General features: G+C 71.2%; 24 protein-coding genes and 3 pseudogenes. 22 read left to right on the top strand and 5 right to left on the bottom strand.

Features of this window, described 5'->3' with window-relative positions; all coding sequences use genetic code 11:
- A pseudogene (locus FLX08_RS42445) lies at positions 1 to 153 on the top strand (ATP-binding protein); the annotation flags it as partial.
- A gap of 127 nt (positions 154 to 280) precedes the next feature.
- Entirely contained in the window at positions 281 to 1828 is a 1548-nt protein-coding gene (gene ffh / locus FLX08_RS29695; protein ID WP_142623570.1) for a signal recognition particle protein, read from the top strand.
- Positions 1829 to 1988: 160 nt separating this feature from the next.
- Here the strand turns inward: ffh and FLX08_RS29690 are convergent, their stop codons facing one another.
- Positions 1989 to 2708 carry a DUF4232 domain-containing protein gene (locus FLX08_RS29690; RefSeq protein ID WP_167530618.1) on the bottom strand — a complete coding sequence of 240 codons (720 nt, stop codon included), beginning with the start codon at positions 2706 to 2708 and terminating at the stop codon, positions 1989 to 1991.
- 265 nt (positions 2709 to 2973) lie between these two features.
- On the opposite strand from FLX08_RS29690, the gene rpsP reads away from it, so the two are divergent.
- From rpsP to FLX08_RS29640, 10 genes and pseudogenes are all read left to right on the top strand, one after another.
- Positions 2974 to 3429: a 30S ribosomal protein S16 gene (gene rpsP, locus FLX08_RS29685; protein WP_142623568.1), complete on the top strand. Its 456-nt coding sequence runs from the start codon at positions 2974 to 2976 to the stop codon at positions 3427 to 3429.
- A gap of 1 nt (position 3430) precedes the next feature.
- Positions 3431 to 3673: an RNA-binding protein gene (locus FLX08_RS29680; protein WP_030511730.1), complete on the top strand. Its 243-nt coding sequence runs from the start codon at positions 3431 to 3433 to the stop codon at positions 3671 to 3673.
- 193 nt (positions 3674 to 3866) lie between these two features.
- Entirely contained in the window at positions 3867 to 4382 is a 516-nt protein-coding gene (gene rimM / locus FLX08_RS29675) for a ribosome maturation factor RimM (RefSeq protein WP_142623567.1), read from the top strand.
- A gap of 10 nt (positions 4383 to 4392) precedes the next feature.
- Positions 4393 to 5157: pseudogene (gene trmD, locus FLX08_RS29670) on the top strand (tRNA (guanosine(37)-N1)-methyltransferase TrmD); the annotation flags it as partial.
- Positions 5158 to 5454: 297 nt separating this feature from the next.
- Positions 5455 to 5820 carry a 50S ribosomal protein L19 gene (gene rplS, locus FLX08_RS29665; protein WP_142623565.1) on the top strand — a complete coding sequence of 122 codons (366 nt, stop codon included), beginning with the start codon at positions 5455 to 5457 and terminating at the stop codon, positions 5818 to 5820.
- A 108-nt stretch (positions 5821 to 5928) separates the two neighbouring features.
- Positions 5929 to 6783 (top strand): signal peptidase I, encoded by an 855-nt coding sequence (gene lepB, locus FLX08_RS29660; RefSeq protein ID WP_142623564.1) that lies wholly within the window; start codon positions 5929 to 5931, stop codon positions 6781 to 6783.
- 20 nt (positions 6784 to 6803) lie between these two features.
- Positions 6804 to 7526: a signal peptidase I gene (lepB, locus tag FLX08_RS29655; protein ID WP_142623563.1), complete on the top strand. Its 723-nt coding sequence runs from the start codon at positions 6804 to 6806 to the stop codon at positions 7524 to 7526.
- 78 nt (positions 7527 to 7604) lie between these two features.
- On the top strand, positions 7605 to 8330 hold the full coding sequence (locus FLX08_RS29650; protein ID WP_142623562.1) for a ribonuclease HII: 726 nt from the start codon (positions 7605 to 7607) through the stop codon (positions 8328 to 8330).
- A gap of 54 nt (positions 8331 to 8384) precedes the next feature.
- A complete protein-coding gene (locus tag FLX08_RS29645; protein ID WP_036327164.1) occupies positions 8385 to 8708 on the top strand; it encodes a DUF2469 domain-containing protein in 324 nt (107 codons plus the stop codon).
- Positions 8709 to 9036: 328 nt separating this feature from the next.
- On the top strand, positions 9037 to 9486 hold the full coding sequence (locus tag FLX08_RS29640; RefSeq protein ID WP_208761746.1) for a murein hydrolase activator EnvC family protein: 450 nt from the start codon (positions 9037 to 9039) through the stop codon (positions 9484 to 9486).
- 112 nt (positions 9487 to 9598) lie between these two features.
- Here the strand turns inward: FLX08_RS29640 and FLX08_RS29635 are convergent, their stop codons facing one another.
- Complete coding sequence (locus FLX08_RS29635; protein WP_142623561.1) at positions 9599 to 10528, bottom strand: tyrosine recombinase XerC; 930 nt, start codon at positions 10526 to 10528, stop codon at positions 9599 to 9601.
- Positions 10529 to 10774: 246 nt separating this feature from the next.
- Between FLX08_RS29635 and FLX08_RS29630 the strand changes: the two genes are divergently transcribed.
- The 9 genes and pseudogenes from FLX08_RS29630 (at position 10775) to FLX08_RS29590 (ending at position 20990) form a co-directional block, all read left to right on the top strand.
- The gene (locus tag FLX08_RS29630; protein WP_142623560.1) at positions 10775 to 11128 is read left to right on the top strand and encodes a YraN family protein; all 354 of its coding nucleotides are present in this window, start codon (positions 10775 to 10777) and stop codon (positions 11126 to 11128) included.
- A gap of 1 nt (position 11129) precedes the next feature.
- Positions 11130 to 12869: a YifB family Mg chelatase-like AAA ATPase gene (locus FLX08_RS42440; RefSeq protein ID WP_142623559.1), complete on the top strand. Its 1740-nt coding sequence runs from the start codon at positions 11130 to 11132 to the stop codon at positions 12867 to 12869.
- On the top strand, positions 12869 to 14143 hold the full coding sequence (gene dprA / locus FLX08_RS29620) for a DNA-processing protein DprA (RefSeq protein ID WP_142623558.1): 1275 nt from the start codon (positions 12869 to 12871) through the stop codon (positions 14141 to 14143). The genes FLX08_RS42440 and dprA overlap by 1 nt, the downstream gene beginning before the upstream one ends.
- A gap of 49 nt (positions 14144 to 14192) precedes the next feature.
- Positions 14193 to 16010 (top strand): annotated as a pseudogene (locus FLX08_RS43290) (CoA transferase).
- Positions 16011 to 16434: 424 nt separating this feature from the next.
- A complete protein-coding gene (gene rpsB, locus FLX08_RS29610; RefSeq protein ID WP_142623557.1) occupies positions 16435 to 17352 on the top strand; it encodes a 30S ribosomal protein S2 in 918 nt (305 codons plus the stop codon).
- Positions 17353 to 17545: 193 nt separating this feature from the next.
- Positions 17546 to 18379, top strand: coding sequence for a translation elongation factor Ts (gene tsf / locus FLX08_RS29605; protein WP_142623556.1), 834 nt, complete (start codon positions 17546 to 17548; stop codon positions 18377 to 18379).
- Positions 18380 to 18432: 53 nt separating this feature from the next.
- Positions 18433 to 19203: a UMP kinase gene (pyrH, locus tag FLX08_RS29600; RefSeq protein WP_030511713.1), complete on the top strand. Its 771-nt coding sequence runs from the start codon at positions 18433 to 18435 to the stop codon at positions 19201 to 19203.
- A gap of 9 nt (positions 19204 to 19212) precedes the next feature.
- Positions 19213 to 19770 carry a ribosome recycling factor gene (gene frr / locus FLX08_RS29595; RefSeq protein ID WP_142623555.1) on the top strand — a complete coding sequence of 186 codons (558 nt, stop codon included), beginning with the start codon at positions 19213 to 19215 and terminating at the stop codon, positions 19768 to 19770.
- 155 nt (positions 19771 to 19925) lie between these two features.
- A complete protein-coding gene (locus tag FLX08_RS29590) occupies positions 19926 to 20990 on the top strand; it encodes a phosphatidate cytidylyltransferase (protein WP_244312985.1) in 1065 nt (354 codons plus the stop codon).
- Positions 20991 to 21053: 63 nt separating this feature from the next.
- Here FLX08_RS29590 and FLX08_RS29585 read toward each other — a convergent pair whose 3' ends face one another.
- Positions 21054 to 22088: a suppressor of fused domain protein gene (locus tag FLX08_RS29585; RefSeq protein ID WP_142623554.1), complete on the bottom strand. Its 1035-nt coding sequence runs from the start codon at positions 22086 to 22088 to the stop codon at positions 21054 to 21056.
- Between the two features lie 104 nt (positions 22089 to 22192).
- On the opposite strand from FLX08_RS29585, the gene rlmN reads away from it, so the two are divergent.
- Positions 22193 to 23305, top strand: coding sequence for a dual-specificity RNA methyltransferase RlmN (rlmN, locus tag FLX08_RS29580; protein ID WP_142623553.1), 1113 nt, complete (start codon positions 22193 to 22195; stop codon positions 23303 to 23305).
- 28 nt (positions 23306 to 23333) lie between these two features.
- Here the strand turns inward: rlmN and FLX08_RS29575 are convergent, their stop codons facing one another.
- Positions 23334 to 24005: a hypothetical protein gene (locus tag FLX08_RS29575; protein WP_142623552.1), complete on the bottom strand. Its 672-nt coding sequence runs from the start codon at positions 24003 to 24005 to the stop codon at positions 23334 to 23336.
- Complete coding sequence (locus FLX08_RS29570) at positions 24002 to 24757, bottom strand: ABC transporter ATP-binding protein (RefSeq protein ID WP_142623551.1); 756 nt, start codon at positions 24755 to 24757, stop codon at positions 24002 to 24004. The genes FLX08_RS29575 and FLX08_RS29570 overlap by 4 nt, the downstream gene beginning before the upstream one ends.
- Positions 24758 to 24850 lie beyond the last annotated feature (93 nt).

Here is a 24850-nt window from a genome sequence, read left to right as displayed (position 1 = left end):
ACCCACGGGGAGGACGAACTGCGCGAAGCCCTCACGTTGTCGCCCCAGGTTCCGATCGTCCGCACCGACGCCCGCGACCGCGAATCCGTCAAGAGCACCCTCATCACGCTGGTCGAACACGCGCTGACATCCCACGTGAGCGCGCTCCGGTGAGAACCGGAAACGGGCCGGACCGGCGATCTCGCCCCGGCGGCACGGGCGTGAAGGGCGCGCGGGCGGATAGTCTGGGGAGACTGATGGTTCACCGACCCGTCCACTCGCTTCGAGGCTGGCCAAACACGTGTTCGAGACGCTTTCCGACCGGCTGACTTCGGTCTTCTCCTCCCTTCGGTCCAAAGGCAGGCTTTCCGACGCCGACATCGACGCGACCTGCCGCGAGATCCGCATCGCGCTGCTCGAGGCGGACGTCGCGCTGCCGGTCGTGAAGGACTTCGTGGCCCGGGTCAAGGAGCGGGCCCGCGGCGCCGAGGTCTCCCAGGCGCTCAACCCCGCGCAGCAGGTCGTGAAGATCGTCAACGACGAGCTCATCGAGGTGCTGGGCGGCGAGACGCGGCGACTGCGCTACGCCAAGACCCCGCCGACCGTGATCATGCTGGCCGGCCTCCAGGGCTCCGGCAAGACGACCCTGGCCGGCAAGCTCGCCAAGTGGCTGCGCGACCAGGGGCACGCCCCCCTGCTCGTCGCCTGTGACCTCCAGCGGCCCAACGCGGTGCAGCAGCTCGCCGTCATGGCCGAGCGGGCCGGTGTGGCGGTGTACGCCCCCGAGCCGGGCAACGGCGTGGGCGACCCGGTGGCGGTGGCCCGGCAGTCGGTGGACCACGCGCGCCGCCAGCAGCACGACGTCGTCATCGTCGACACCGCCGGCCGCCTCGGCATCGACCAGGAGCTGATGAAGCAGGCCGCCGACATCCGCGACGCGGTCACGCCCGACGAGGTCCTGTTCGTCCTCGACGCGATGATCGGCCAGGACGCGGTGAGCACGGCCGGCGCGTTCATGGACGGCGTCGGCTTCGACGGCGTGGTGCTGACCAAGCTCGACGGCGACGCCCGAGGCGGCGCCGCCCTGTCGGTGCGGCACGTCACCGGCCGGCCGATCATGTTCGCCAGCACCGGTGAGAAGCTCGAGGACTTCGACGCCTTCCACCCCGACCGCATGGCGGGCCGGATCCTCGACATGGGTGACATCCTCACCCTGATCGAGCAGGCGCAGAAGACGTTCGACGAGCAGGAAGCCGCCAAGATGGCGGGCAAGCTCGTCTCCGGGGACGGCTTCACGCTGGAGGACTTCCTCGAGCAGATGATGATGGTGCGCCGCATGGGCCCCATCAAGAACCTGCTCGGCATGATGCCGGGCATGGGGCAGATGCGCGACCAGCTCAACCAGGTCGACGACCGCGACCTCGACCGCATCGCGGCGATCATCCGCTCCATGACGCCCGGCGAGCGCCAGGACCCGAAGATCATCAACGGCTCGCGCCGGGCGCGCATCGCCAAGGGCTCGGGCGTCACGGTCACCGAGGTGAACAACCTCGTGGTCCGCTTCTTCGAGGCGCAGAAGATGATGAAGCGGATGACCCAGGGCATGGGCATCCCGGGCATGCCCGGCGGCCGCAAGCAGAAGGCGCAGAAGCCCAAGAAGGGCCGTCGTGTCAGCGGCGACCCGCGCAAGGCCGCGCTCGGCAAGGCCGGTGCGAACGCGGCGTCCTCGGACGCTCCGAACCTGCCCAAGGGTCTGCTCGGCAACCTCGGCGGCGGCCAGCTGCCCCCCGGTCTCGAGCTGCCGCCCGGCTTCGACCCGTCGAAGCTGAAGCTGCCCGGCCAGAACTGACGCGCCCGCCCGCCCGCCGGTTTCCGGCGGGCCGCGGCGCGCTCAGAGGGTCGCGCGCAGCGTCCTCCGAGCTCAGGCGGGGTCCTCCGAGCGCGCGCGGCGTCCTCGGGGTTCACGAGATGTCCGTGGAGAGTCGCGTGCGGCGTCCGCTGACTCCGTGTCAGAGGCCGGCGCCCGGGGCCATCGGCCAGGCGTCGATCCTGCCGTCGTCGCACACCGTCGCCTTGAACGGGACCTCCAGGTGCGCCATCTCGTCCGGCGGAATGATCATCAGCCGGGCCGAGGCGGGGCACCGGGTCTCGTGCCCGGCCGGCACCACGGTCCAGTGAAGCCGGGCGTGGGCGCTCGCCCCGGGGCGCAGCGTGACCCGGTGCGGGGTGACGCTCTCGCGGCGGGTGCGCGTACGCAGCACGTCACCCCGGCCGTCGATGAGGACGAGCCCGACGAAGCCGTACACCCAGCAGGTCTTGCCCGACGTGTTGGTCAGCACGAGCGGGGCGTAGCGGTTGCCCGCCCCCGCGTCCTGCCGTCCCACGCGGGCCCGCAAGCCGGTCGTACGGCACCGCGCGGGGGCGGCACCCGTGGTCCGTGTGGCCGTGGTTCGTGCGGTCACGGTCCGTGTGGCCGTGCTTTGCGCCGCGGAGCCGTACCGGGCGGACACGGCGCTCGCGGCGGTGGCCCGTCCCGCGTCCACGGCGGCCGGCGCCGTGCCCGGTGTCGTCGTGTGCGCCGTCGTCGTGTGTGTGGTCGTGGTGTGCGCGGTCGTCGTCCTGGCCGGGGGAGCGGCGGCCGCGGAGGGCGTCGTGCCCGTGCCGCAGCCGGCGGCCAGCAGGGCGAGGGCCGCCGCTCCGGCCGTGAGGGTTGTGTTCGTGATTCGCATGACCATTGGACGGCCTGTCCACGCGATCAGTTCGCGGGCCCGTTCCGGAGACATGGGCGCATCCGTGCCGAAATCAGGGCGGCGATGGAACCGTCCTTTGCGGAGCATGGGGAATCATCTGGCAGAATGTCAGGCTGGAACATCGTGACCAGGCGGGTGCCCTCTCACCCCCGCCGGTCGCGCCTGTCCCTCGGGCGGGCTCCCATCGTGCCCCACTCGATGAGACACCGCTCACCCACGCTCTAATGCAGGAGAGACCACACCCGTGGCAGTCAAGATCAAGCTCAAGCGGCTCGGCATGATCCGCAACCCGCAGTACCGCATCGTCGTCGCCGACGCCCGGAACAAGCGGGACGGTCGTGCCATCGAGGAGATCGGCCTCTACCACCCGAAGGAGAACCCCTCGCGCATCGAGGTGAACTCCGAGCGGGTGCAGTACTGGCTGGGCGTCGGCGCGCAGCCGACCGACCCGGTCCTGAAGATCTTCAAGCTGACCGGCGACTGGCAGAAGTTCAAGGGCGAGCCCGCCCCCGCCACGCCGCTCCTGGTCGCCGAGCCCAAGCCGGACCGGCACGCGGCGTACGAGGCCGCCGCCAAGGAGTCGCTCGCGGGTGACACCGGCGCCGCCGCCACCACGCCGAAGAAGGCCAAGAAGACCGTGAAGGCCGAAGAGACCGCCGAGGCCCCGGCCGCGGAGGAGAAGCCGGAAGGCGAGGCCTGAGGTGCTCGAGGAGGCCCTCGAGCACCTGGTCAAGGGCATCGTCGAGCATCCGGACGACGTCCGGGTCCGCGCGCGGCGCATCCGCACCGGGCGCGTTCTCGAGGTCCGGGTACACCCCGACGACCTCGGCAAGGTCATCGGCCGTGGCGGCCGTACGGCGAAGGCGTTGCGCACCGTGCTCAACGCGTTGTCGAACGGTAAGTACGTGCGGATCGACCTGGTCGACCTGGAAGAGGCGCGCTGAGCCCAACGACGCGTCCGGGGGGCCCCGCATCGGGGTCCCCCGGCGTGTTTTTCCGGGGTCGAACCGGCCTGTCCCGGCGGTTCACAGTGGGTTCACAGTGGGTTCACAGTGGGTTCGCAGTAGTGGGTTCGCAGTAGTGGGTTCGCGGTGACAGACGTAGTGGTCGCGAAGCGGTAGCGAAGGTAGGCGACAAGTGCAGCTAGTCGTGGGCAGGATCGGCCGCCCGCACGGCGTGCGGGGCGAGGTCACGGTCGAGGTGCGCACCGACGAGCCCGACCTGCGCTTCGCTCCGGGTGCGACGCTGGCCACCGACCCGGCCTCGGCCGGTCCGCTGACGGTGGAGCGGGCCCGGTGGCACAAGGAGATCCTGCTGCTGACCCTGGCCGGCGTGGAGGGCAGGGACGCCGCGGAGGCACTGCGCGGCACGCTGCTCGTCGTGGACTCCGCGGACCTGCCGCCGATCGAGGACCCCGACGAGTTCCACGACCACGAGCTGATCGGCCTGACGGTGGTGACCACCGAGGGGGAGCGGGTCGGCGAGGTCAGCGACGTCCTCCACCACGGACAGGACCTGCTTGTGGTGGCCCGTCCCTCCCGCGACGAGGCGTACGTGCCGTTCGTCAAGGCGCTCGTGCCCGAGATCGACCTGGGCAAGGGAATCCTCGTCGTCGACGCCCCGCCCGGCCTGCTCGACGCCGAGGCGGAGTAGGGGGCCGCGGATGCGCGTCGACATCATCTCGATCTTCCCGGAGTATTTCGCCCCGCTCGACGTCTCCCTCATGGGCAAGGCCCGCGAGCGCGGCATCCTCGACATCCACCTCCACCAGCTGCGCGACTGGACGCACGACGTCCACAAGACCGTGGACGACACGCCGTACGGCGGCGGCCCCGGCATGGTGATGAAGCCGGAGGTCTGGGGCGAGGCCGTCGACGCGGTCATCGAGGACGGACGCGCCGGCCTCGGAGCGGACGCGCTGCCCCGGCTGATCGTCCCCACGCCGAGCGGCCGGCCGTTCACCCAGGAAGTGGCGCTGGAGTATGCCGGGGAGCCGTGGCTGCTGTTCGCCCCGGCGCGCTACGAGGGCATCGACTCCCGCGTCGTCGCCGAGTATGGCGAGCGGCTGCGCGCCGACGAGGTGAGCATCGGCGACTACGTCTTAGCCGGGGGAGAGGCGGCCGTCCTGGTGATGGTCGAGGCGGTGGGGAGGCTGCTGCCGGGCGTCCTCGGCAACGCGCGCTCCGTCGCCGACGACTCCTTCGCCCCTGGGGCCATGGCCAATCTGCTGGAAGGCCCCGTCTACACCAAGCCGCCGGTGTGGCGGGGGCACGAGGTGCCCGAGGTCCTGCTGTCGGGACATCACGGCAGGATCGCCCGCTGGCGGCGCGACGAGGCGCTGCGCCGTACGCTGGACCGCAGGCCGGAACTGGTCGCCAGGCTCGACCGTGACGGCCTCGACAAGCACGACCGGCGCGTCATCGAGGAGTTCGAGGAACGTCTCGAGGAGCGCCGTCCGGCCGCCGCGTCTCACGATGCGTCCCGCGATGCGTCCCACAGCGCGTCTCCCACCGGGTTTCCCCCCGGGGCTCGCACCGCGTTTCGCGCGGAGCCGGAAGATATGGCAGACTGAATCGCTGCTGCCTACTTCTGCATGGCCGGGTGCGCCCGGCCGAATATGGCAGACAAGACGTATCAAGCCAAGCACGCGTGTCCCCCTCGTCGCCGCGCCCTCGGGCCGGCCGGGTGGACCTCCGCGTGCCCATGTCAATGAGGAACCGCCGCCATGCACACGCAGATCCAGGAGATCGAGAAGGCTGCCCTTCGCAGCGACGTACCGGCTTTCCGCCCGGGTGACACGCTGGAGGTCCACGTCCGCGTCGTCGAGGGCAACCGGTCCCGCATCCAGGTGTTCAAGGGCTTCGTCCTGCGCCGCCAGGGCGGTGGCATCCGTGAGACGTTCACGGTCCGCAAGGTCAGCTACGGCGTCGGCGTCGAGCGCACCTTCCCGGTTCACAGCCCCGTGATCGAGAAGATCACCGTCCTGACCCGCGGTGACGTCCGCCGGGCCAAGCTGTACTACATGCGTGACCTGCGCGGAAAGGCCGCCCGCATCCGCGAGAAGCGCGAGGCGCAGCCGGCCGCCAAGTAAGGCTTTGGAGATCGTGGTCCGTGCCCCAGGCGCGGGCCACTTTCTTTTTGCCGGTGATGCGGTGTCCCCGGCGCTCGCCGTCGCGGACATCATCTAGGCTCAGCAGCGATGGCTAGCGAGGGACAGGGGCCGGGCACGCGCAGCCCTGCCGAGGACGGGGTGGACGTGGTCGCCGAAGACGTCAAGCAGAACGCCGAGGACGGGAAGAAGAAAGGCTCGTTCTGGCGGGAGTTGCCCGTCCTGATCGTGGTCGCCCTCGCTCTGGCCCTGCTGATCAAGTCTTTCGTGGTCCAGGCGTTCTACATCCCGTCCGAGTCGATGGAGGACACGCTCCTCATCAACGACCGGGTGCTGGTGAACAAGCTGGTCTACCACGTACGCGACATCGAGCGCGGCGACATCGTGGTGTTCTCCGGCGTGGACTCCTGGGACCCCGAGGTGAAGCTCGAAGAGCCGTCCAACCCCGTCTCGGCCGCGCTGCGCTGGCTCGGCACCGCCTTCGGCGTCGTGCCGGGGGAGAAGGACTACATCAAGCGGGTCATCGGTGTGCCGGGCGACAAGGTCAAATGCTGCGACGAGCAGGGCCGGGTCACGGTGAACGGCGTCCCGCTGAACGAGAAGTCGTACCTGTATCCCGGCGACGAGCCGTCCGGGCGCGAGTTCGAGGTCACCGTCCCGCCGGACCGCCTGTGGGTGATGGGCGACCATCGTTCGGTGTCCTGGGACTCCCGGTTGCACATGGGTGACCCGGGCGGCGGCACCATTCCGGCCGACAAGGTGATCGGCCGCGCGTTCGTCATCGTCTGGCCGTTCAACCGGGCCAAGATCCTGCCGATTCCGGAGACGTTCGCGCAGCCGGCGCTCCAGGCGGCCCTCGGGTCCGCGCCGTTCGTCGCGGGCTTCGCGGGGGCCGTGCCGCTGGTGGCCCTGCGCCGCCGGCTGGTGAGGCGACGTAGGACGTGACAGAGCCGGAGGAGGCAGCCGTGGGAGAGTCCGACGAGAGTCGCTTAGGCACCGCGGAGCCGGCCGGGTCCGCGGACCGCACCCCTGAAGAGCCGGCGAAACCGGCGGTCGCGGACGAGACGGACAAGGCGGACGAGAACGAGGGGGCCGCCGCCGGGAAGAAGGGCCGGCCCAAGAAGAAGGGCTCCGGTCTTCTCGAGACCCTCGTGTACGTGCTCGGCGGGGTCGTCGTCGCCCTGCTGGTCCACACCTTCCTGCTGCAGTCGTTCTGGATCCCGTCGGAGTCGATGCAGAACACGCTCCTGGTCAACGACTACGTGGTGGTCAACAAGCTCGCGTACAAGCTCGGGCCGGTCGAGCGCGGCGACATCGTGGTCTTCAAGGGCTGGAACGGCGAGGACACGATCAAGCGGGTGATCGGGGTGGGCGGCGACTACGTGAAGTGCTGCGACGCCAAGCACCGCATCACCGTGAACGGGACGCCGCTGGACGAGGAGGGCAAGTACCTCTACCCGGGGGCCAAGCCCTCCGACCGTGAGTTCGACATAACGGTCCCCAAGGGGCGGCTGTGGCTGATGGGCGACCACCGGAACAACTCGGCGGACTCGCGCTTCTACACCGACGACGGGCACCAGGGCACGATCTCCGAGGACGACGTCACCGGGCGGGCGTTCCTGCGCTACTGGCCGCTGAACCGGATCTCGATCCTCTCCCGGCCCGACACTTTCTCCGCCGTACGCTGATCTCACCTGCGGCTTTGCCGTCGGCGGTGGTTTCGGCCGTATCGCCGGTCCCGAATGGGGCGTAATCTGCTTGTCGTCATGACAGCTGCCTATCGCCCGCGACCGAGTGTCGTACGACGGGACTCCGGACTCTACGGCTACGAGCGGGCCCTGGCCCGGCGGGGGTTCACGCCGGTCGCCGGGGTGGACGAGGCCGGGCGCGGCGCCTGCGCCGGGCCGCTGGTCGTCGCCGCGGTCGTGCTGGGGCGGGAGATCGACGGGCTGAGCGACTCCAAGCTCCTGACCGAGGCCGTGCGCGAGCACCTCTACGAGCGCATCACGGCGACCGCCCGGGCCGTGAGCGTGGTCGTGATCCCACCGGAGGAGATCGACTCGCGTGGCCTGCACAAGTGCAACATCGCGGGAATGCGGCGGGCCGTCGCCGGGCTGGGGATCGTCCCCGGTTACGTCCTCGTGGACGGCTTCCCGGTGGCGGGGCTGCCCGCGCCGTCGCTGGCCGTCTGGAAGGGCGACCAGGTCGCCGCGTGCGTGTCGGCGGCCTCGATAGTGGCGAAGGTGACGAGGGACCGGCTGATGCACGGCCTCGACGAGGTTTATCCGCAGTATGGCTTCGCCCTGCACAAGGGCTACGTGACGCCCGGACATCGGCGGGCGCTGGCGCGGCATGGGCCGTGCCCACACCATCGGTTCTCGTTCGTGACGGTGGCCAGGGTGACTCGTGGGACAAGGATCCCGGCCGGGGGACTGTGGACGGGGCAGGATGAGGACATGCGCGAGAATGAGGTTAAGACCGGTGTCATCTGAACGGGTCGGCCTCGACGGTGGGATCCCGACGGGGAGTGGAAGAGGAGGACCGGGATGAGCGCGGAAGATCTCGAAAAGTACGAGACCGAGATGGAGCTGCAGCTCTACCGGGAGTACCGCGATGTGGTCGGCCTGTTCACCTACGTGGTCGAGACCGAGCGGCGCTTCTATCTCACCAACTCCGTCGATCTCGACGTCCGCACCGCGGAGAACGGCGACGTCTTCTTCGACGTGAAGATGCAGGACGCCTGGGTCTGGGACATGTATCGCCCGGCCCGCTTCGTGAAGAACGTGCGGGTGGTGACCTTCAAGGACGTCAACATCGAGGAACTGGCCAAGCCCGATCTCGAGATGCCCAAGGAGGGCTTCTCCAGCTGATCGTCCGCGGTCTGTCCACAGAATGACGTTCGGCCGCTCGGCGTGAGCCTCAGGGGTGCATCGTCGTGGCATGCGTCTCGTCGCGTACGTGCTCGTCCTGGTCCTGCTGACCGCGGCTCCCGATGGGTTGTTATCCGGCGCCGTCCGGTCCGCGGCCGCCAGAGGCTCCCCGGAGCCGTCCACGGAGCCGTACGCGGTCGCATCGCGGCCGGTGGGGACGGTCGCGCCGGGCCTCTTCTTGATGAGGCCGATGGGGCCGCCTGGGGAGGCCGTTCGTTCTCCTGAGGCCGCGCAACCGGTCGGTACGGTCGCGCCGGGCCTCTTCTTGATGAGGCCGACGGGGCCGCCTGGGGAGGCGTCCGGCTGGCGCTGGCCGCTTTCCGGGTCCGCACGTCCGACGAGGCGCTTCGATCCGCCCCCGCAGCGGTGGCTGGCCGGCCACCGGGGCGTGGACGTGGCCGCGCGGCCCGGAGAGAAGGTCGTGGCGGCAGGGCCGGGAATCGTCGGCCTGGCGGAGCGGGTCGCAGGCCGGGGAGTCGTGACGATCTCGCACTCCGGCGGCCTGCGCACGACCTATCTGCCGGTCCGAGCCCTGGTCAGGCCAGGTGAGGTCGTCGCGGCCGGTCAGGTCATCGGCGTCGTCGAGGAGGACGCCGCCGCGCACTGCACCGCCCCCTGCCTGCACTGGGGACTCCTGCGCGGACGCCTCTACCTGGACCCGCTCCTGTTGTTCGGCCGGGGGCAGGTCCGCCTCCTGCCCCGTTGGCCCGCCCGCTGATCCCGCTGGGCGCCGCGACGCCCGGGAGGCTCGTGACAACCCGGGCCGGTGGCGCTGTGCTCGGACGCTGTGCTCGGACGCTGTGCTCGGCGGCTGTGCCCAGGTGCGTTGCTCAGGCGCGCGGATGGGCCTGGCGATAGGCGGCCCGCAGCCGCTCGATGGACACGTGCGTGTAGATCTGCGTGGTCGCCAGGGAGGCGTGCCCCAGCATTTCCTGCACGGATCGCAGGTCGGCCCCGCCTTCGAGGAGGTGGGTGGCGGCGGTGTGACGCAGCCCGTGCGGGCCCATGTCGGGCGTTCCCTCGACCTGGGCCAGGTGGGCGTGCACGACACGCCGGACGGTGCCCTGGTCGATCCGGCCTCCTCGGACGCCGAGGAAGATCGCGGGGCCGCTTCCTTCGCGAATCCACAGGGGCCTGCCCCGCACGCACCACGCGTCCAGGGCGTGCAGGGCGGGCAGCCCGAAGGGCACCGTCCGCTCCTTGCGTCCCTTGCCCAGCACCCGGGCCGTCCGGCGATCCCGGTCCACGTCGTCCACGTCGAGGCCGCACAACTCGCTCACCCGCATGCCCGTCGCGTACAGCAGCTCCAGCATCGCCCGATCGCGCAGGTCCCTGGCGTCGCCCGTCCCCTGCGTGGACAGGACGGCCTCGGCCTCGGCCTGGTCCAGCACCTTCGGCAGCCGGCGCTCGGCCTTCGCCGTGCCGAGGAGCAGCCCGGGGTCGCTCGCCAGCCATCCCCGCCGATGGCAGAAGGCGGTGAAGACCCGGGCGCAGGCGGACCGGCGGGCCAGCGTCGCCCTCGATCGCCCGGCCTGGTGCTGGTCCCCCAGCCAGTCGCGCAGGACGACGACGTCAAGAGCGGACACGTCGGCGTGCCCGGCGGCCTTCATGTGCGCGAGCAGCGAGGAAACGTCGCCGAGATACGCACGCAGCGTGTGCGGCGACAGGTCCCGTTCGAGCCGCAGATGCCGTTCGAACTGTTCGAGGACGGTGTCGAACTCCCCGGCTCCCCGCTCTTCGCCCGCTGCCACGATCCGCATGCTACCCACCGGCCTCCTTCCGGTACGCCGGCCGCGCGGCGTGTGGTGGCGCCCACGGCCGGCGGGGGGTGGCGCCCGCGTGCCGGTGGGGGCGCTCACGTGAACGCGAGGTGGTGCCCGCGCGATGGCGCGTGCTGCTCCGCCGGTATCCACAGCCGTCGAATCGCGGCGTCTTATCCACAGAAAGAGGTTCGGTGGCACGGGCCGGGGGTGATTTCGGCGAATGTCTGCGGCGGAGGTGGTCCCATGGCGGCGAAAGATCGGCTGGGCAGACAGGGTGAGCAACTCGCCGTGACCTTTCTGACGGCGAAGGGCATGCGCATACTCGACCGCAACTGGCGCTGCGCGGAGGGCGAGGTCGACATCGTCGCCCGTGACGGCGGCGCGCTGGTGATCGTGGAGGTGAAGACCCGCTCCGGGCGCAGCCACGGCACCGCCTTCGAGGCGGTGACCGCGGAGAAGCTGCAGCGCCTGCGAACACTGGCCGTCAAATGGCTCACCACGCACACAGAGCGTTTCGACACCCTACGGGTCGACGTGATCGCGATCGAGCGGTTCGCGGGCGACTTCTCGCTCAGGCACGAACGCGGGGTGGTCTGAGATGCCCGTCGCCCGGACCAATTGCGTCGGCCTCGTGGGTGTCACCGGGCGCCTCGTCGAGGTCGAGGCCGATGTGGGCCCCGGCATCGCCGGAACGCACTTCATCGGGCTCCTCGACACCGCGATCAGCGAAGCACGGGGCCGCGTGAGGTCCGCGCTGATCAACAGCAGGCTGGCCTGGCCCGACGCACGGGTCACCGTGAGCCTGTTCCCGGCCACTCTGCCCAAGCGAGGATCGATCTTCGACCTGGCCATCGCGATCGCGGTGCTCGGTGCTGCCGGGGCTGTGCCCGCGCAGCGGATCGCTGCGCCGGTGTTCGTCGGCGAGCTCGGTCTCGACGGGCGGGTCCGGCCGATCAGGGGCGTGCTACCGGCCGCGCTCGCCGCCGCGGAGGCGGGGGTGCGCACGATCGTGGTGCCCGCGCTCAACGCCGCCGAGGCCGCTCTCGTGCCCGATCTCACCGTGGTCCCCGTCGCCACTCTCGGCGAACTGGTGGGGTGGCTGCGCTCGGGCGACCTGCACCGGCTTCCGGTGGTGGACGACGCCGCCTCGCTCGCGCAGGACGCCGAGCACGCGGGCGGCGTCGAACAGGACGAACACGGCGGGCACGGCGGGCACGGCGCTCGAACCGAGGAGGGCACTCACGCCGAGCACAGCCAGTGCAGCGGGCACGGCGCGCACAGCGAGCAGGGCGCTCACGCAGAGCATCGTGGTCACGCCCGGCCCGCCGAGCACGTGTCGCGCCCGGCAGGTCGGTACGGCGGCGATCGTGGCGCGCCGGGACCGGACCTGTGCGACGTGGCCGGGCAGCCGATGGGCCGCAAGGCGCTGGAGGTGTGCGCCGCCGGAGGGCACAACCTCTGGATGCTGGGCCCGCCAGGGAGCGGCAAGACCATGCTCGCCGAGCGCCTGCCGACCCTTCTGCCGCCACTCGACCAGGAGAAGGCGCTGGAGGTGTCGGCCATCCACTCGGTGGCGGGAACGCTGCCGCCGGGGCGCCCCTTGCTCACCCGGCCGCCGTTCATGGCACCGCATCACAGCGCCACGATGGCGGCCGTCGTGGGCGGCGGGAGCGGAGGCGTCGTGCGGCCCGGAGCGGTATCGCTGGCACACCGAGGCGTCCTCTTCCTCGACGAGGCGCCGGAGTTCGCGACCACCGTGCTCGACTCCCTGCGGCAACCCCTCGAGTCGGGCACGGTGACCATCGCGCGAGCCGTCGGCGCGGTCACCTTCCCTGCCCGGTTCATGCTGGTCATGGCGGCCAATCCATGCCCGTGCGGACTGCAGGGCACGGTTGGGCACCCCTGCAAATGCACGCCCGCGGGCCGGCGCCGCTATCTCGACCGGCTCTCCGGGCCGCTGCTGGATCGCGTCGACGTGAAGGTGAAGATCGGCCGGGCCACCCGCGCGGAGCTGCTCGCGGACCGGCACTTCGTGGAGACCAGCGCGACCGTGGCCGAGCGGGTGAGATTGGCGCGCGAGCGGGCCGCCAAACGGTTGGCAGGCACTCCCTGGCGCACCAACGCGGAGGTGTCGTCATCCGCGTTGCACCGCGATTTCCGCCTGTCCGGCGCCGCGATGGCCCCGCTACACCGAGGTCTCGACGTGGGCACGCTCAGCGCGCGCGGCCTTGATCGTGTGCTCCGCATCTCCTGGACGCTCGCTGATCTCTCCTGCAAGGACCGTCCGGACCAGGCCGAGACGTCGGCCGCCCTCGCACTGTGGCTGGGAGTAGATTGATGGAAACGACCGAATTCTCCACCGCCGGCGACGCGCCGGCCCGGGAGACCACCGCGCAGGCAGCGGGCGCCTCCGCCAGCCCGGCCGGGGACGCCGGTGGTGCAGCAGGTCAGGGAAGGGCGGAGCGGCTGGCCCGCGTGGCGATCATGCGGATGGCCGAGGCAGGCGACGCGGTGATGAGCCGGCTGATCGCCCGCTATGGCCCCGTCGGCGCCATGGAGCAGGCGAGACGCGGCGTGCTCGACCCTGACTTCGCCCGTGACGAGAAGGACCGCGCCGAGGCGTCCCGGCGCCACCTCGATCTCGGCCGGCACGCGGCCGCCTGGGCGGCCCGCTACACAGACCCCGCGGGCGACCTGGCGCAAGGCATGCGGGGAGGAGCCCGGCTCGTAGTGCCGGGCGACGTCGAATGGCCCACCCAGCTCGACGATCTCGGGGACGCACGGCCGTTCGGGCTGTGGGTGGACGGACAGGCGAACCTGCGCTTCTCCTGCCTGCGCTCGGTCTCCGTCGTCGGGGCCAGGGCCGCGACGGCGTACGGCGCGACCGTGGCGGCGGAGTTCGCCATGAGTCTCGGCGGACGCGGATGGACGGTGATCAGCGGTGGCGCCTACGGCATCGACGGTGCCGCCCACAGGGGCGCTCTGGCGTCCGGAACGCCGACGGTCGTCGTGCTCGCCTGCGGGACGGACGTGTGTTACCCCAGCGCTCACGAGGACCTGTTCCATGCCGTGCGCCGCCAGGGGGCGGTGATCAGCGAGTGGTCGCCGGGCGCGCACCCCACCCGGCTGCGGTTCCTCATCCGCAACCGGGTCATCGCCGCCCTGTCCCGGGGGACCGTCGTCGTGCAGGCGGCCGTGCGCAGCGGTGCGCTCAACACGGCCACGCACGCCTGGGGCCTGAACCGGCATCTGATGGCCGTGCCCGGTCCGATCACCGCGGACGTCTCCACGGGCTGCCACGTCCTGATCCGCCAGGGCAAGGCCGTCTGCGTCACCTCGCCCGAGGAGATCATCGAGCTGGTGGGCTCCATCGGCGACGATCTCGCACCGGAGCAACGCGGGCCGGTCCGGCCGCGCGACGGGCTGAACGAGGAGACCAGACGTGTGCTCGAAGCGATCCCCGCGCGCGGCGCCACAGGCCCCGCCGCTATCGCGGTGGCCGCCGGTGTGGACATCGGGACGGCACTCGCCTGCCTCGGCGCCCTGGCCGCCGCGGGATTCGTCGAGAACGTGGATCGTGGGTGGCGGCTGCGACGTGCCGCGCGCGGATGAACGGGCAGCACGCGTCATCGCGGCGCGCCCGGCCGGGGCTCTCGGCGGCATGCCATCGCCTGTGCCGCCCCGACGACGGCATCGCCAGGGTGGCGCGGGCCTGGGCGGCGAGACTCGTTCGTACGGCTGCGACAAGGCTCTTGCCGTCCAGAACCGGGGCCGGAAGTGGAAGCGAGAGGGCGGCCATGGGCGGACAGCGACCGGTATGGATACTTGCCCCGGTTACCGGGAGGCGGCGCTGCCGTGGTGGAGCACGCGGCCGGGCATCGCCACAGAGCATGGGCGGAGGGCATGGGCGGAGGGCATCGCAGTGGCATCGCGTGAGGAGTCGGCAGTGACCGCGAAGCTGATCAGGGAGCTGGGGGCGGGCGTGGGAGTCGCCCTGCCCGAGGTCCGGGTCATCGGTGAGGACCCCGTCCTGCCGTCCGTCTTCCCCATCGGCACGATGGCCGCGGCATCGGCCGGCGCCCTTGCCGCCGCCGTCGCGGCGTACGCCGGCCGCAGCGGGGAGAGCGACGAGGAAGGGTCCGGCGGGCGGCAACCGGCTCGCGGTGCCTACGGCGATCCGGACGTGACGATCGATGTCCGGCACGCCGCCGTGGCCTTCCAGAGCGAGAGGCATTTCCGCACGGACGGGAAGGCCATGGACACCTGGGCCGCGTTGTCGGGGGACTACCGCACCGCGGACGGCTGGGTCCGGCTCCACTGCAACTTCGACCATCACCGTGACGCCGCCCTGCGCGCGCTCGGACTGCCATCCGGCTCGGGTGAGGAGGACGTCGCCAGGGCGTGCGCCGCTCGTACGGCGGTGGAGATCGAGGACGCGGTGATTCGCCAGGGCGGCTGCGCGGCGGCGATGCGGAGCAGGGCCGAATGGCTCGCGCACCCCCAGGCGCGGGCGCTGGCCGGCCTTCCCCTTGTCGGCGTCTTTCGGCTGTCCGGCCGGGACGGCCGGGCCGATGGCGCCTCCGGCTGGGACGGTCAGGCGAGCGGGGCCGACGGCGGCGAGACCGGCAGAGGGGGCGGCCGCGCGCGGGCCCGCCATGTGGCCGGCGACCTCGGCAGCAACCTCCCGGCGGGGATGAAGCGGCCGCTCGGTGGCGTGCGGGTGCTCGACCTGACCCGCGTGATCGCGGGGCCGGTGGCCGCGCGGGCGCTCGCGGCGTACGGCGCGGACGTGCTGCGGGTGGGCGCCGCGCACCTGCCCGAGGTGCCGGGGCTCGTGGTGGAGACGGCGTTCGGCAAGCGGTCGTGCCACATCGACCTGCGTTCGGAGGCGGACAGGCTGAGGGAGTTGGTCCGCCAGGCCGACGTGGTCATTCAGGCATACCGGCCCGGGGCTCTGCGGGCCAGAGGTTTCGGGCCGGACGATCTCGCCGCCCTGAGGCCCGGCATCGTCAGCGTCGACATCTCGGCGTACGGCTCGCGCGGGCCGTAGGCGTCGAGGAGAGGCTTCGACAGCCTCGTCCAGATGGCATCCGGAATCGCCCACGAGAACGGCGACGGCCTGCGGCCGAGTCCGCTGCCCGCGCAGGCTCTCGATCACGGCACCGGCTACCTGGCCGCGTTCGGCGCGGTCGCGGCGCTGCTGCGGCGGGCGGCCGAGGGCGGCTCCTGGCATGTCGAGGTGTCGTTGGCGAGGACCGCCGCATGGCTTGACGAGCTCGGCAGGGTCGACGGGGCCGGAATCGACGGGGCGGGGGTGCGGCAGCCGCGGGTGGATGATCTGCTGGCGACGATGGACAGCCCCTTCGGCACGCTCACCTATGTCACCCCGCCCGGCGCGATCGACGGGACGCGGCCGCACTGGACGAGCCCGCCGCCCCGGCAGGGGGAGCACGCCGCGGCGTGGGCCCCGTCCTCCTGACCGCCGACCCTGCGTCCTCACCCGCCCCTGGGCCCTGCGGACTGTCATCCGCCGGCTCCCGCCGCTCTCCCGCGAGGTCTCGCAGGCACCACGACAGCCGGGGCCCGGCAGGTGCCAGGCAGGGCGATGCGATGCGGTGGGCGGGCGATGCGGCGGCTGGGCGCCGGTTCTCGAAGGTGGGCCGGTGGGGCCGAAGGAGGTGTGACGCGTGCCGATCCGGCAAGGGTCAACTGAAGGGGCGGATCCGGGTAGACTGTTCGACGGCCTGCTAGGCGGGCCGAATTCGCACGCCCACTCACGAGCCGCCTTCTCGGTCCGGACCGCGTCCGGTGAAAGCGGCCCGGGGCGTCAGGGCGCGGGCAAGACGCCCGCGTGACCAACCGAGACCGTGCCCAAGGGCACACGACCATGGAGGACCATCACCATGGCCCCTGTCGTCACCATGCGGCAGCTGCTGGAGAGCGGCGTCCACTTCGGCCACCAGACCCGTCGGTGGAACCCGAAGATGAAGCGCTTCATCTTCACCGAGCGCAACGGCATTTACATCATCGACCTGCAGAAGTCGCTGTCGTTCATCGACCGTGCCTACGACTTCGTGAAGGAGACCGTCGCGCACGGCGGCACCATCATGTTCATCGGCACGAAGAAGCAGGCGCAGGAGTCGATCGTCGAGCAGGCGTCGCGCGTCGGCATGCCCTACGTGAACCAGCGCTGGCTGGGCGGCATGCTCACCAACTTCTCCACCGTGCACAAGAGGCTTCAGCGGCTGAAGGAGCTCGAGGAGCTCGACTTCGACAACGTGGCCGGCTCCGGGCTCACCAAGAAGGAGCTCCTGATGCGCCGCCGCGAGAAGGAGAAGCTGGAGCGCACCCTCGGCGGTATCCGTGACATGGCCCGCGTCCCGAGCGCGGTCTGGGTCGTGGACACCAAGAAGGAGCACATCGCGATCAACGAGGCCAAGAAGCTCGGCATCCCGGTCGTCGCGATCCTCGACACCAACTGCGACCCGGACGAGGTCGACTACCCGATCCCGGGCAACGACGACGCCATCCGCGCCGTCAGCCTCCTCACGCGCGTGATCGCCGACGCGGTCGCCGACGGTCTCATGACCCGTGCGGGCGCCGGCCGCGGTGACGAGAAGCCGGCGGGCGTCGCAGCCGCCGAGCCGCTGGCCGAGTGGGAGCGCGAGCTCCTCGAGGGCGGCGAGGCCGCTCCGGCCGCCGAGGCTCCGGCCGCCGAGACCGCCGAGACCGCCGAGGCTCCGGCCGCCGAGACCGCCGAGACCGCCGAGGCTCCGGCCGCCGAGCAGCCCGCGCAGGGCGAGCAGGGCGAGCAGGCCTGACGTACGGCCACGGATTCCCGCCGGTCGCGGCGCCTCAGGCCGGCCGCGACGGCGGGAATCGCCCAGGCAGCGACCTGGTTCCGGTGCGGCAGGGCGACGCCCGCCGCGCTGAGGGCTTCACCGGGTGGGCGCTCGGCACGGGCGCCCACCCCCCAGACGATTCGCATCCGGGTCCCGAAGAGGAAATTGGACAATGGCTTCCGTAAACATGGCCGACGTCAAGCGGCTTCGCGAGCTGACCGCCGCCGGCATGATGGACTGCAAGAAGGCGCTCGAGGAGTCCGAGGGCGACTTCGACAAGGCCGTCGACATCCTGCGCCTGAAGGGCGCCAAGGACGTCGGCAAGCGCGAGGCCCGCACCGCGTCGAACGGCCTGGTCGCCGTCAAGCACGAGGGCGACTCCCTCGCGGCGCTGCTTGAGCTCAACTGCGAGACCGACTTCGTCGCCAAGAACGAGCGTTTCCAGGAGCTCGCCGCCGACATCGTCGCGCACATCGTCGCGACCAAGCCCGCCGACGTGCCGACGCTGCTCGAGTCCGAGCTGAACGGCAAGACCGTCAAGGAGCTGCTCGACGAGGCCAACGCGGCGCTCGGCGAGAAGATCGAGATCCGCCGGTTCGCGGTGCTGGAGGGTGGCTTCATCACCTCCTACATGCACAAGACCGACCCGCAGCTTCCGCCGGCCGTGGGCGTGCTCGTGCAGCTCGACACGCCGAACGCCGAGGTCGCCAAGGACATCGCCCAGCACACCGCCGCGATGGCGCCGAAGTACCTCAGCCCCGCCGAGGTGCCCGCCGAGGTCATCGAGAAGGAGCGGTCGCTGTTCGAGCAGATGACCCGCGAGGAGGGCAAGCCCGAGGGCGCCATCCCGAAGATCGTCGAGGGCCGGGTCAACGGCTGGTACAAGGACTTCACCCTGCTGGAGCAGGCGTTCGTGAAGGACAACAAGAAGACGATCGCGAAGGTCGCGGACGAGGCCGGCGTCAAGGTCCTGGCCTTCACCCGCTACAAGGTCGGCCAGGCTTAGGCTTACTGCCAGGAGCTTTTCGACCCGCGCGAACATACGAGGAGGCCGCCGCCGTGCAGGAGAACACCAGACCCGCCACGCCGGCGGCTTCGTCGTACGACGGGCCGCTGCGCTGGAAGCGGGTGATGCTGAAGCTGTCGGGTGAGGCGTTCGCGGGCGGCGAGTCCCTCGGGATCGACCCGCGCGTCGTCGCCCAGCTGGCGGACTCGGTCGCCGAGGCCGTCCGTGAGGGCGTCCAGGTGGCGGTCGTCGTCGGCGGCGGCAACATGTTCCGCGGCGCCGCCCTGTCGCAGGGCGGCATGGACCGCGCCCGTGCCGACTACATGGGCATGCTCGGGACCGTGATCAACTGCCTCGCCCTGCAGGACTTCCTGGAGAAGCGCGGCATCGACACCCGTGTGCAGACCGCGATCACGATGCAGCAGGTGGCCGAGCCGTTCCTGCCGCGCCGCGCGATCCGCCACCTGGAGAAGGGCCGCGTGGTCATCTTCGGCGCCGGGCTCGGCTCGCCGTTCTTCTCGACCGACACCTGCGCGGCGCAGCGCGCGCTGGAGATCGGCGCCGAGGCGTTGCTCAAGGGCACCCAGGTCGACGGCGTGTACGACTCGGACCCGCGCAAGAACCCCGACGCGGTCCGGTTCGACCAGCTTGATTACGGCGAGGTGCTGACGCGGGGCCTCGGGGTCATGGACGCCACCGCGATCAGCCTGTGCATGGACAACGGCCTGCCCATCGTGGTCTTCGATCTCATGGGCGAGGGCAACATCCTCCGGGCGGTCCGTGGTGAGAAGATCGGCACGCTGGTGAGTCCGGCAGGGAAGTAGGGAGCCGCAGTGATCGACGAAACCCTCCTCGAGGCCGAGGAGAAGATGGACAAGGCGGTGACGGTCGCCAAGGACGACTTCGCGAGCATCCGCACCGGCCGTGTGACGCCCTCGATGTTCAACAAGATCAGTGTTGACTACTACGGATCGCAGACGCCGATCCAGCAGCTCGCGTCGTTCCACGTCCCCGAGGCGCGCATGGTGCTCGTGCAGCCGTACGACAAGGGCTCGCTGAACGCGGTCGAGAGGGCCATCCGCGACAGTGACCTCGGCGTCAACCCGAGCAACGACGGCATCGTGATCCGCGTGGTGTTCCCCGAGCTGTCGGAGGAGCGCCGCAAGGAGTACATCAAGGTCGCCCGCAACAAGGCGGAGCACGGCCGGGTGTCCGTCCGGAACATCCGCCGGCACGCCAAGGAGATCCTCGACAAGCTCGTCAAGGACGGCGAGGCCGGCGAGGACGAGGTCCATCGTGCGGTCAAGGAGCTCGACGACCTCACCCAGAAGCACGTCGCGAAGATCGACGAGCTGCTGAAGCACAAGGAAGCCGAGCTGCTCGAGGTCTGACGTCGCGGCTCGGAAAGCGGGCCGTACGGCACGACCGTGATCCTTGTGCCGCATTCGCGACAAGCGGGGCGGCGCAAGGATCACGCGCATATAGAGAGTGGGACGCTGTGGACGGAACCGCTGCCGCCGGCGACCGGAATCCGGCGGATAACCCGGTGGGAGGCCCGGCGGGCTCTTCCGATGCCGGACACGGCCCCGAGGCGAGTGGTGGCACCGGCGCCGGTCAGGCGTCCGGGCCGAACGGCCTCGGCCGTGCCGGCGCGAGCCGTGACGCCGGTCAGAGCGGCATGGCCGAAGCCGGCACCGGTTCCGCCGATTCCACTGCCGGGGCCGGCCGGGCCGCTGCGCCGAACGGCCTCGCGGACCCCCCGGGCGCCGGCGCGTCCGGCGATCCCGCCAAGAAGTCCTCGGGCCGCACGGGCCGCAATCTCCCGGCGGCGGTGGGGGTCGGCGTCGCGCTCGGCGCGGCGGTCATCGTCTCGCTCTACACCGCAAAGGCCGCCTTCCTCGTCGTGGTCCTGCTGGCCGTCGGCGTCGGCATCCACGAGCTCGTCAAGGCGTTGGGGGAGTTCGGCATCCGGGTGCCGCTGCCGCCCCTGCTGGCCGGCATGGCGGCCATGACGATCGGGCCGTTCTGGGGCGGCACGTCGTTCCTGGTCGGCGCGTTCGGCGTGACCGTGATGGTGCTGCTGGCCTGGCGCATGTTCCAGGGCGCGGAAGGCTTCGTCAGGGACGCGACCGCCGCGATGTTCGTCGCGGTCTACCCGGCGCTGCTCGCGGGGTTCGTGCCGTTGCTGCTGGCCCCCGATGACGGGCCGGATCGCGTGATCGTCTTCGTCGCGGTCACCGTGTGCAGCGACATCGGCGGATACTTCGCCGGGATCTTCTTCGGCAAGCACCGGATGTCGCCGCTCATCAGCCCCAAGAAGACCTGGGAGGGCTTCGCCGGGTCCACCCTCGCCTGCGTCGTGGGCGGCGCGTTACTGGTCCACTTCCTGCTGCAGGGCGAGTATTGGGAAGGCGCCGTCGTCGGCCTGGCGGGAGTCGTGTGCGCGACGCTCGGCGATCTGGTCGAGTCGGTGATCAAGCGGGACATCGGCATCAAAGACATGGGCACGCTGCTGCCCGGGCACGGCGGGGCCATGGACCGCCTCGACTCGCTGCTGTTCACGCTCGTCCCCGTGTGGCTGCTGCTCACGCTCCTGGTCCCGGTCGCCTGACAGCCGAGTTCGCTCACAACCCGGCCTGCCGCCAGGAGGGCCCGGGGAGGGCGTGCGGACGCGTCAGATCCGGCTCGTCAGCGCCAGCCGCTCGCGGATCACCTGATGGCCGTGATCGGCCACGAGGCGGAGCTCCGGCTCGGTGAGCGGAAGCAGCCACAGCCACCGTACGGCGTCGCCGCCGAACATGAATCCCGACATGTCCGGTAGCCCGGGCGGGTCCATCAGCATGAGCACCCCCTGGTGCCCGCCGTCCAGCGGAAACGTGGCCGGGTCCTGGAACCAGCGGGCCGTGTGCCCATGCCCCAGCCAGGTGACCGACCGCCACGGATACTGCCCCAGCCAGGCGAACAGCCGCGCGGCGGCCCTCGGATCCTGCCTGGTCGCCAGCGCGAGTTCCACCCGGCACGCCGTGTCGTACATCTCCGCGGCGGGCATCCGCTGGCAGCTCATGCCGACGGTGGACAGCACGCTGTAGTCCCGGGTGAACGTGGGCGGGCGCTCGCTGACGCCCACCAGGGGGAACCGGTCGCCGGAGACGTCCCAATAGCGGCCGGGCGCCCCGAGCCTGCTGTCCAGGTGCCCGAGCACGAACTGCTGGTAGGTGGCCCAGCTGCCCTCCGCCTGCCGCCACCGCCAGTACGCGCGGGCCTTGGCCACCCGGGGGGACAGGCCCTCCAGCGCCTCGCCCAACGGCCAGGCGAACGGAGACTCCCCGACGGCGTCCCGCGCGTACCCGGGCAGGCCGCGCTCCAGGCCGGCCCATGCCGGAATGACCGCCAGGAGTGCGTCGTTCTCGTACAGGGCGACGCCGTCGCCCTCCTCGAACCACAGCACCGACAGCGACCCGGCGTCCAGGGGCGGCCGGCCGGAGGGGTGCGCGGTGTGCGCCTCGGGCATCACCGGCGGCAGCCCTGCCTCGGCGCGGGCCGCATCGGCCTCGGTGGGCGCGGGGACGTGGTTGGCCAGCCAGACCGCTCCGTGGACGATCCCCTTCGCGTCACGAAGGTAAGCTACTGAGGAGGTCCGGTCGGCTTCGATCGTCAGTGTGCGGCTCCCGTAGGGGTTGGTGCTGGTGAGCACGACAGTGGTGTCCACACCTCACCTCTCGTACGCCTCCGGGATTCGACCGCCAGACAGAATGTAAAGCCGCGTGCGCCGGTCGTTAAGACCACGGCCGCGGATGATGGAAAGGGTTTTGCGTGAGCGAGCAGCCGAAGACCGGGCAGCTGACCTTCGTGGCGCCCCGCAGGGCCAAGCCGCAGCGCCACCTCGCCGACCTGACCATGGCCGAACGCAGGGCGGCCGTGGCGGAGCTGGGGGAGAAGCCGTTCCGCGCCGACCAGCTCTCCCGCCACTACTTCACCCGGCTGACCGGCTCTCCCGAGCAGATGACCGACCTGCCGGGCGCGCTGCGCGAGCGGCTGGTCGAGCAGCTCATGCCTCCGCTGCTGACCTCCGTACGCGAGATCACCTGTGACGACGGCATGACGCGCAAGACGCTGTGGAAGCTGTTCGACGGCTCGCTGGTCGAGTCGGTCCTGATGCGTTATCCCGACCGCGTCACCATGTGCGTCTCCTCCCAGGCCGGATGTGGCATGAACTGCCCGTTCTGCGCCACCGGGCAGGCCGGGCTCACCCGCAACATGTCCACCGCCGAGATCGTCGAGCAGGTCGTCGCCGGCGCCCGGGCGCTGGCGCGGGGCGAGGTCCCGGGCGGCCCTGGACGGGTGACCAACGTGGTCTTCATGGGCATGGGCGAGCCGATGGCCAACTACAAGGCCGTGATCGGCGCCGTCCGCCGCCTGGTCGACCCCGCGCCGGAGGGTCTGGGCATCTCGGCGCGCGGGATCACGGTCTCGACGGTCGGCCTGGTGCCCGCGATCGGCAAGCTCGCCGACGAGGGCCTGCCGGTGACGCTCGCCGTCTCCCTGCACGCCCCGGACGACGAGCTCAGGGACACGCTCGTGCCGATCAACACCCGGTGGAAGGTCGCCGAGGTGCTCGACGCGGCCTGGAGCTACGCGGCCAAGACCAAGCGGCGTGTGTCCATCGAGTATGCCCTGATCAAGGACATCAACGACCAGGAGTGGCGGGCCGACCTGCTCGGCCGCCTGCTCAAGGGCAAGCTCGTGCACGTCAACCTGATCCCGCTCAACCCCACGCCCGGCTCGAAGTGGACCGCATCGCGTCCCGAGGACGAGCGGGCGTTCGTACGCCGCCTGGAGTCCCACGGCGTCGCCGTCACCGTACGGGACACCCGGGGGCGGGAGATCGACGGGGCGTGCGGGCAGCTCGCCGCGGCGCCCCAATAACCGGCCCGATAACCGGCGTGGTGGTGCCTCAGGGGCGCGTGCGGCGCAGCCAGGTGTAGGCCGCCAGGCCGATCGCGGGCCACAGCAGCGACTGCACGGTGATCAGGGGCAGCCCGGACAGCAACACCCCGTGATGGGCGTCCCGCATCCAGCCCATGACCGGCACGGTGAGCCAGCGGGCCCCGGCCATGCTGAGCACCAGCATCGACAGATAGCCGAGGATCAGGGCGATCGTGGACACCGCAGGGGAGGGCAGGATCGGGCGGCTCGTCAGCGCCCCGAGCGCGAGGCCCGCCGTCGCGGACAGCAGATGCAGCCACACGCCCGCCAGCAGCACGGTGAGGGTGGGGGATCCCGCGAGGCGGAGGAGCAGCGCGCCCTCGCCGATCGCCGCCAGGACGAGCAGCGACGCGAACGCCGCCACCAGGCCGCCGGCCAGTTCCTTCGGACCCAGGGCCGAGATGGCGACGCTGCGCTGCTCGTCGGGCTCGGTGTCGAGCAGGCCGCGCGCGGCCCAGGCGAGCACCGGCACGAGCATGGCCGCCGAGTCCGCGGTGGCCGCGATCTCCTGACCGGCCGGAATGGAGCCCGCGTAGAGGACCGCGAGCAGCGCCAGCAGCGCGATCAGCGGTTGCAGCGCGCGGTGTGAGGCGGCGTATCCGGCCAGGCGGAACCTCGCCAGCGCCATCATGGCGGTCATCCTGCGACCTCCCGGGTGGCGCGGGCCGTGATGTTCACCGTGCAGCCCTCGGCGCGCAGACGGTCGGCCAGGTCCTGCGCCTTCGACGCGGCCACCGCCACCTCCAGCACGGTCAGGGCCGGCTCCGCGGCATCCTCGATCGGATCGACCGGATCGAGTTCCCGCAGGGCCCGGTCACGGACCTCGCAGCGGCGCAGGCCAGGGAAGTAACGCAGATCACCCTGGTGGTCGCTCGCCACGACGATGCCGCCGCGCGCGCTGATCTCCCCGATGATCCGGGGGAGTTCGGCCCGGGTGGCGGCGTCGAGACCGGCGAAGGGCTCGTCGAGCACGAGCAGCCCCGGCTCGGCGAGAAGCGCCTGCGCGAGGCCCACCTTGTGGGCGCTGCCCTTGGACAGGTCGGGCAGTCGCTGCCCGAGCAGGTGGTCCATGCCGAGCCGCTCGCTCCACCGGCCGATCGACTCCGTACTCACCCTCCGGACCGCCGCCATGTGCCGCAGGTAGGCGGCCACGGTGAACGGCTGGTCGGAGGGGAACCGCTCGGGGGCGTACCCGACGATCCGGGGGCGGTCCTCGACGCTTCCGCGTGTGGGCCGGAGCAGCCCGGCGACCAGTCGCAGGAGGGTGGACTTGCCGGTGCCGTTGGGCCCGGTGACCTCGACCACGTCGCCCGCGTCCAGGACCAGGCCGGCGTCGGACAGGATCCAGGGGGCGCGCCGTCCGTACCGGAAGGAGAGGCTGGCGATCCGCATAGTCATTTGAGCCTATCGGGATCGTTCCTCCCCGCGTACGAACTTCGGGCGATCATTGGGTCTCGCCTTTTTGTTCGGAGTCCCGTCAGAATG

It is taken from the genome of Microbispora hainanensis, from assembly GCF_006874475.1.
Lineage (GTDB): Bacteria > Actinomycetota > Actinomycetes > Streptosporangiales > Streptosporangiaceae > Microbispora > Microbispora hainanensis.
The sequence above is the reverse complement of the archived record's forward strand: the minus strand, read 5'-3'. Positions and strand labels throughout refer to the sequence as shown.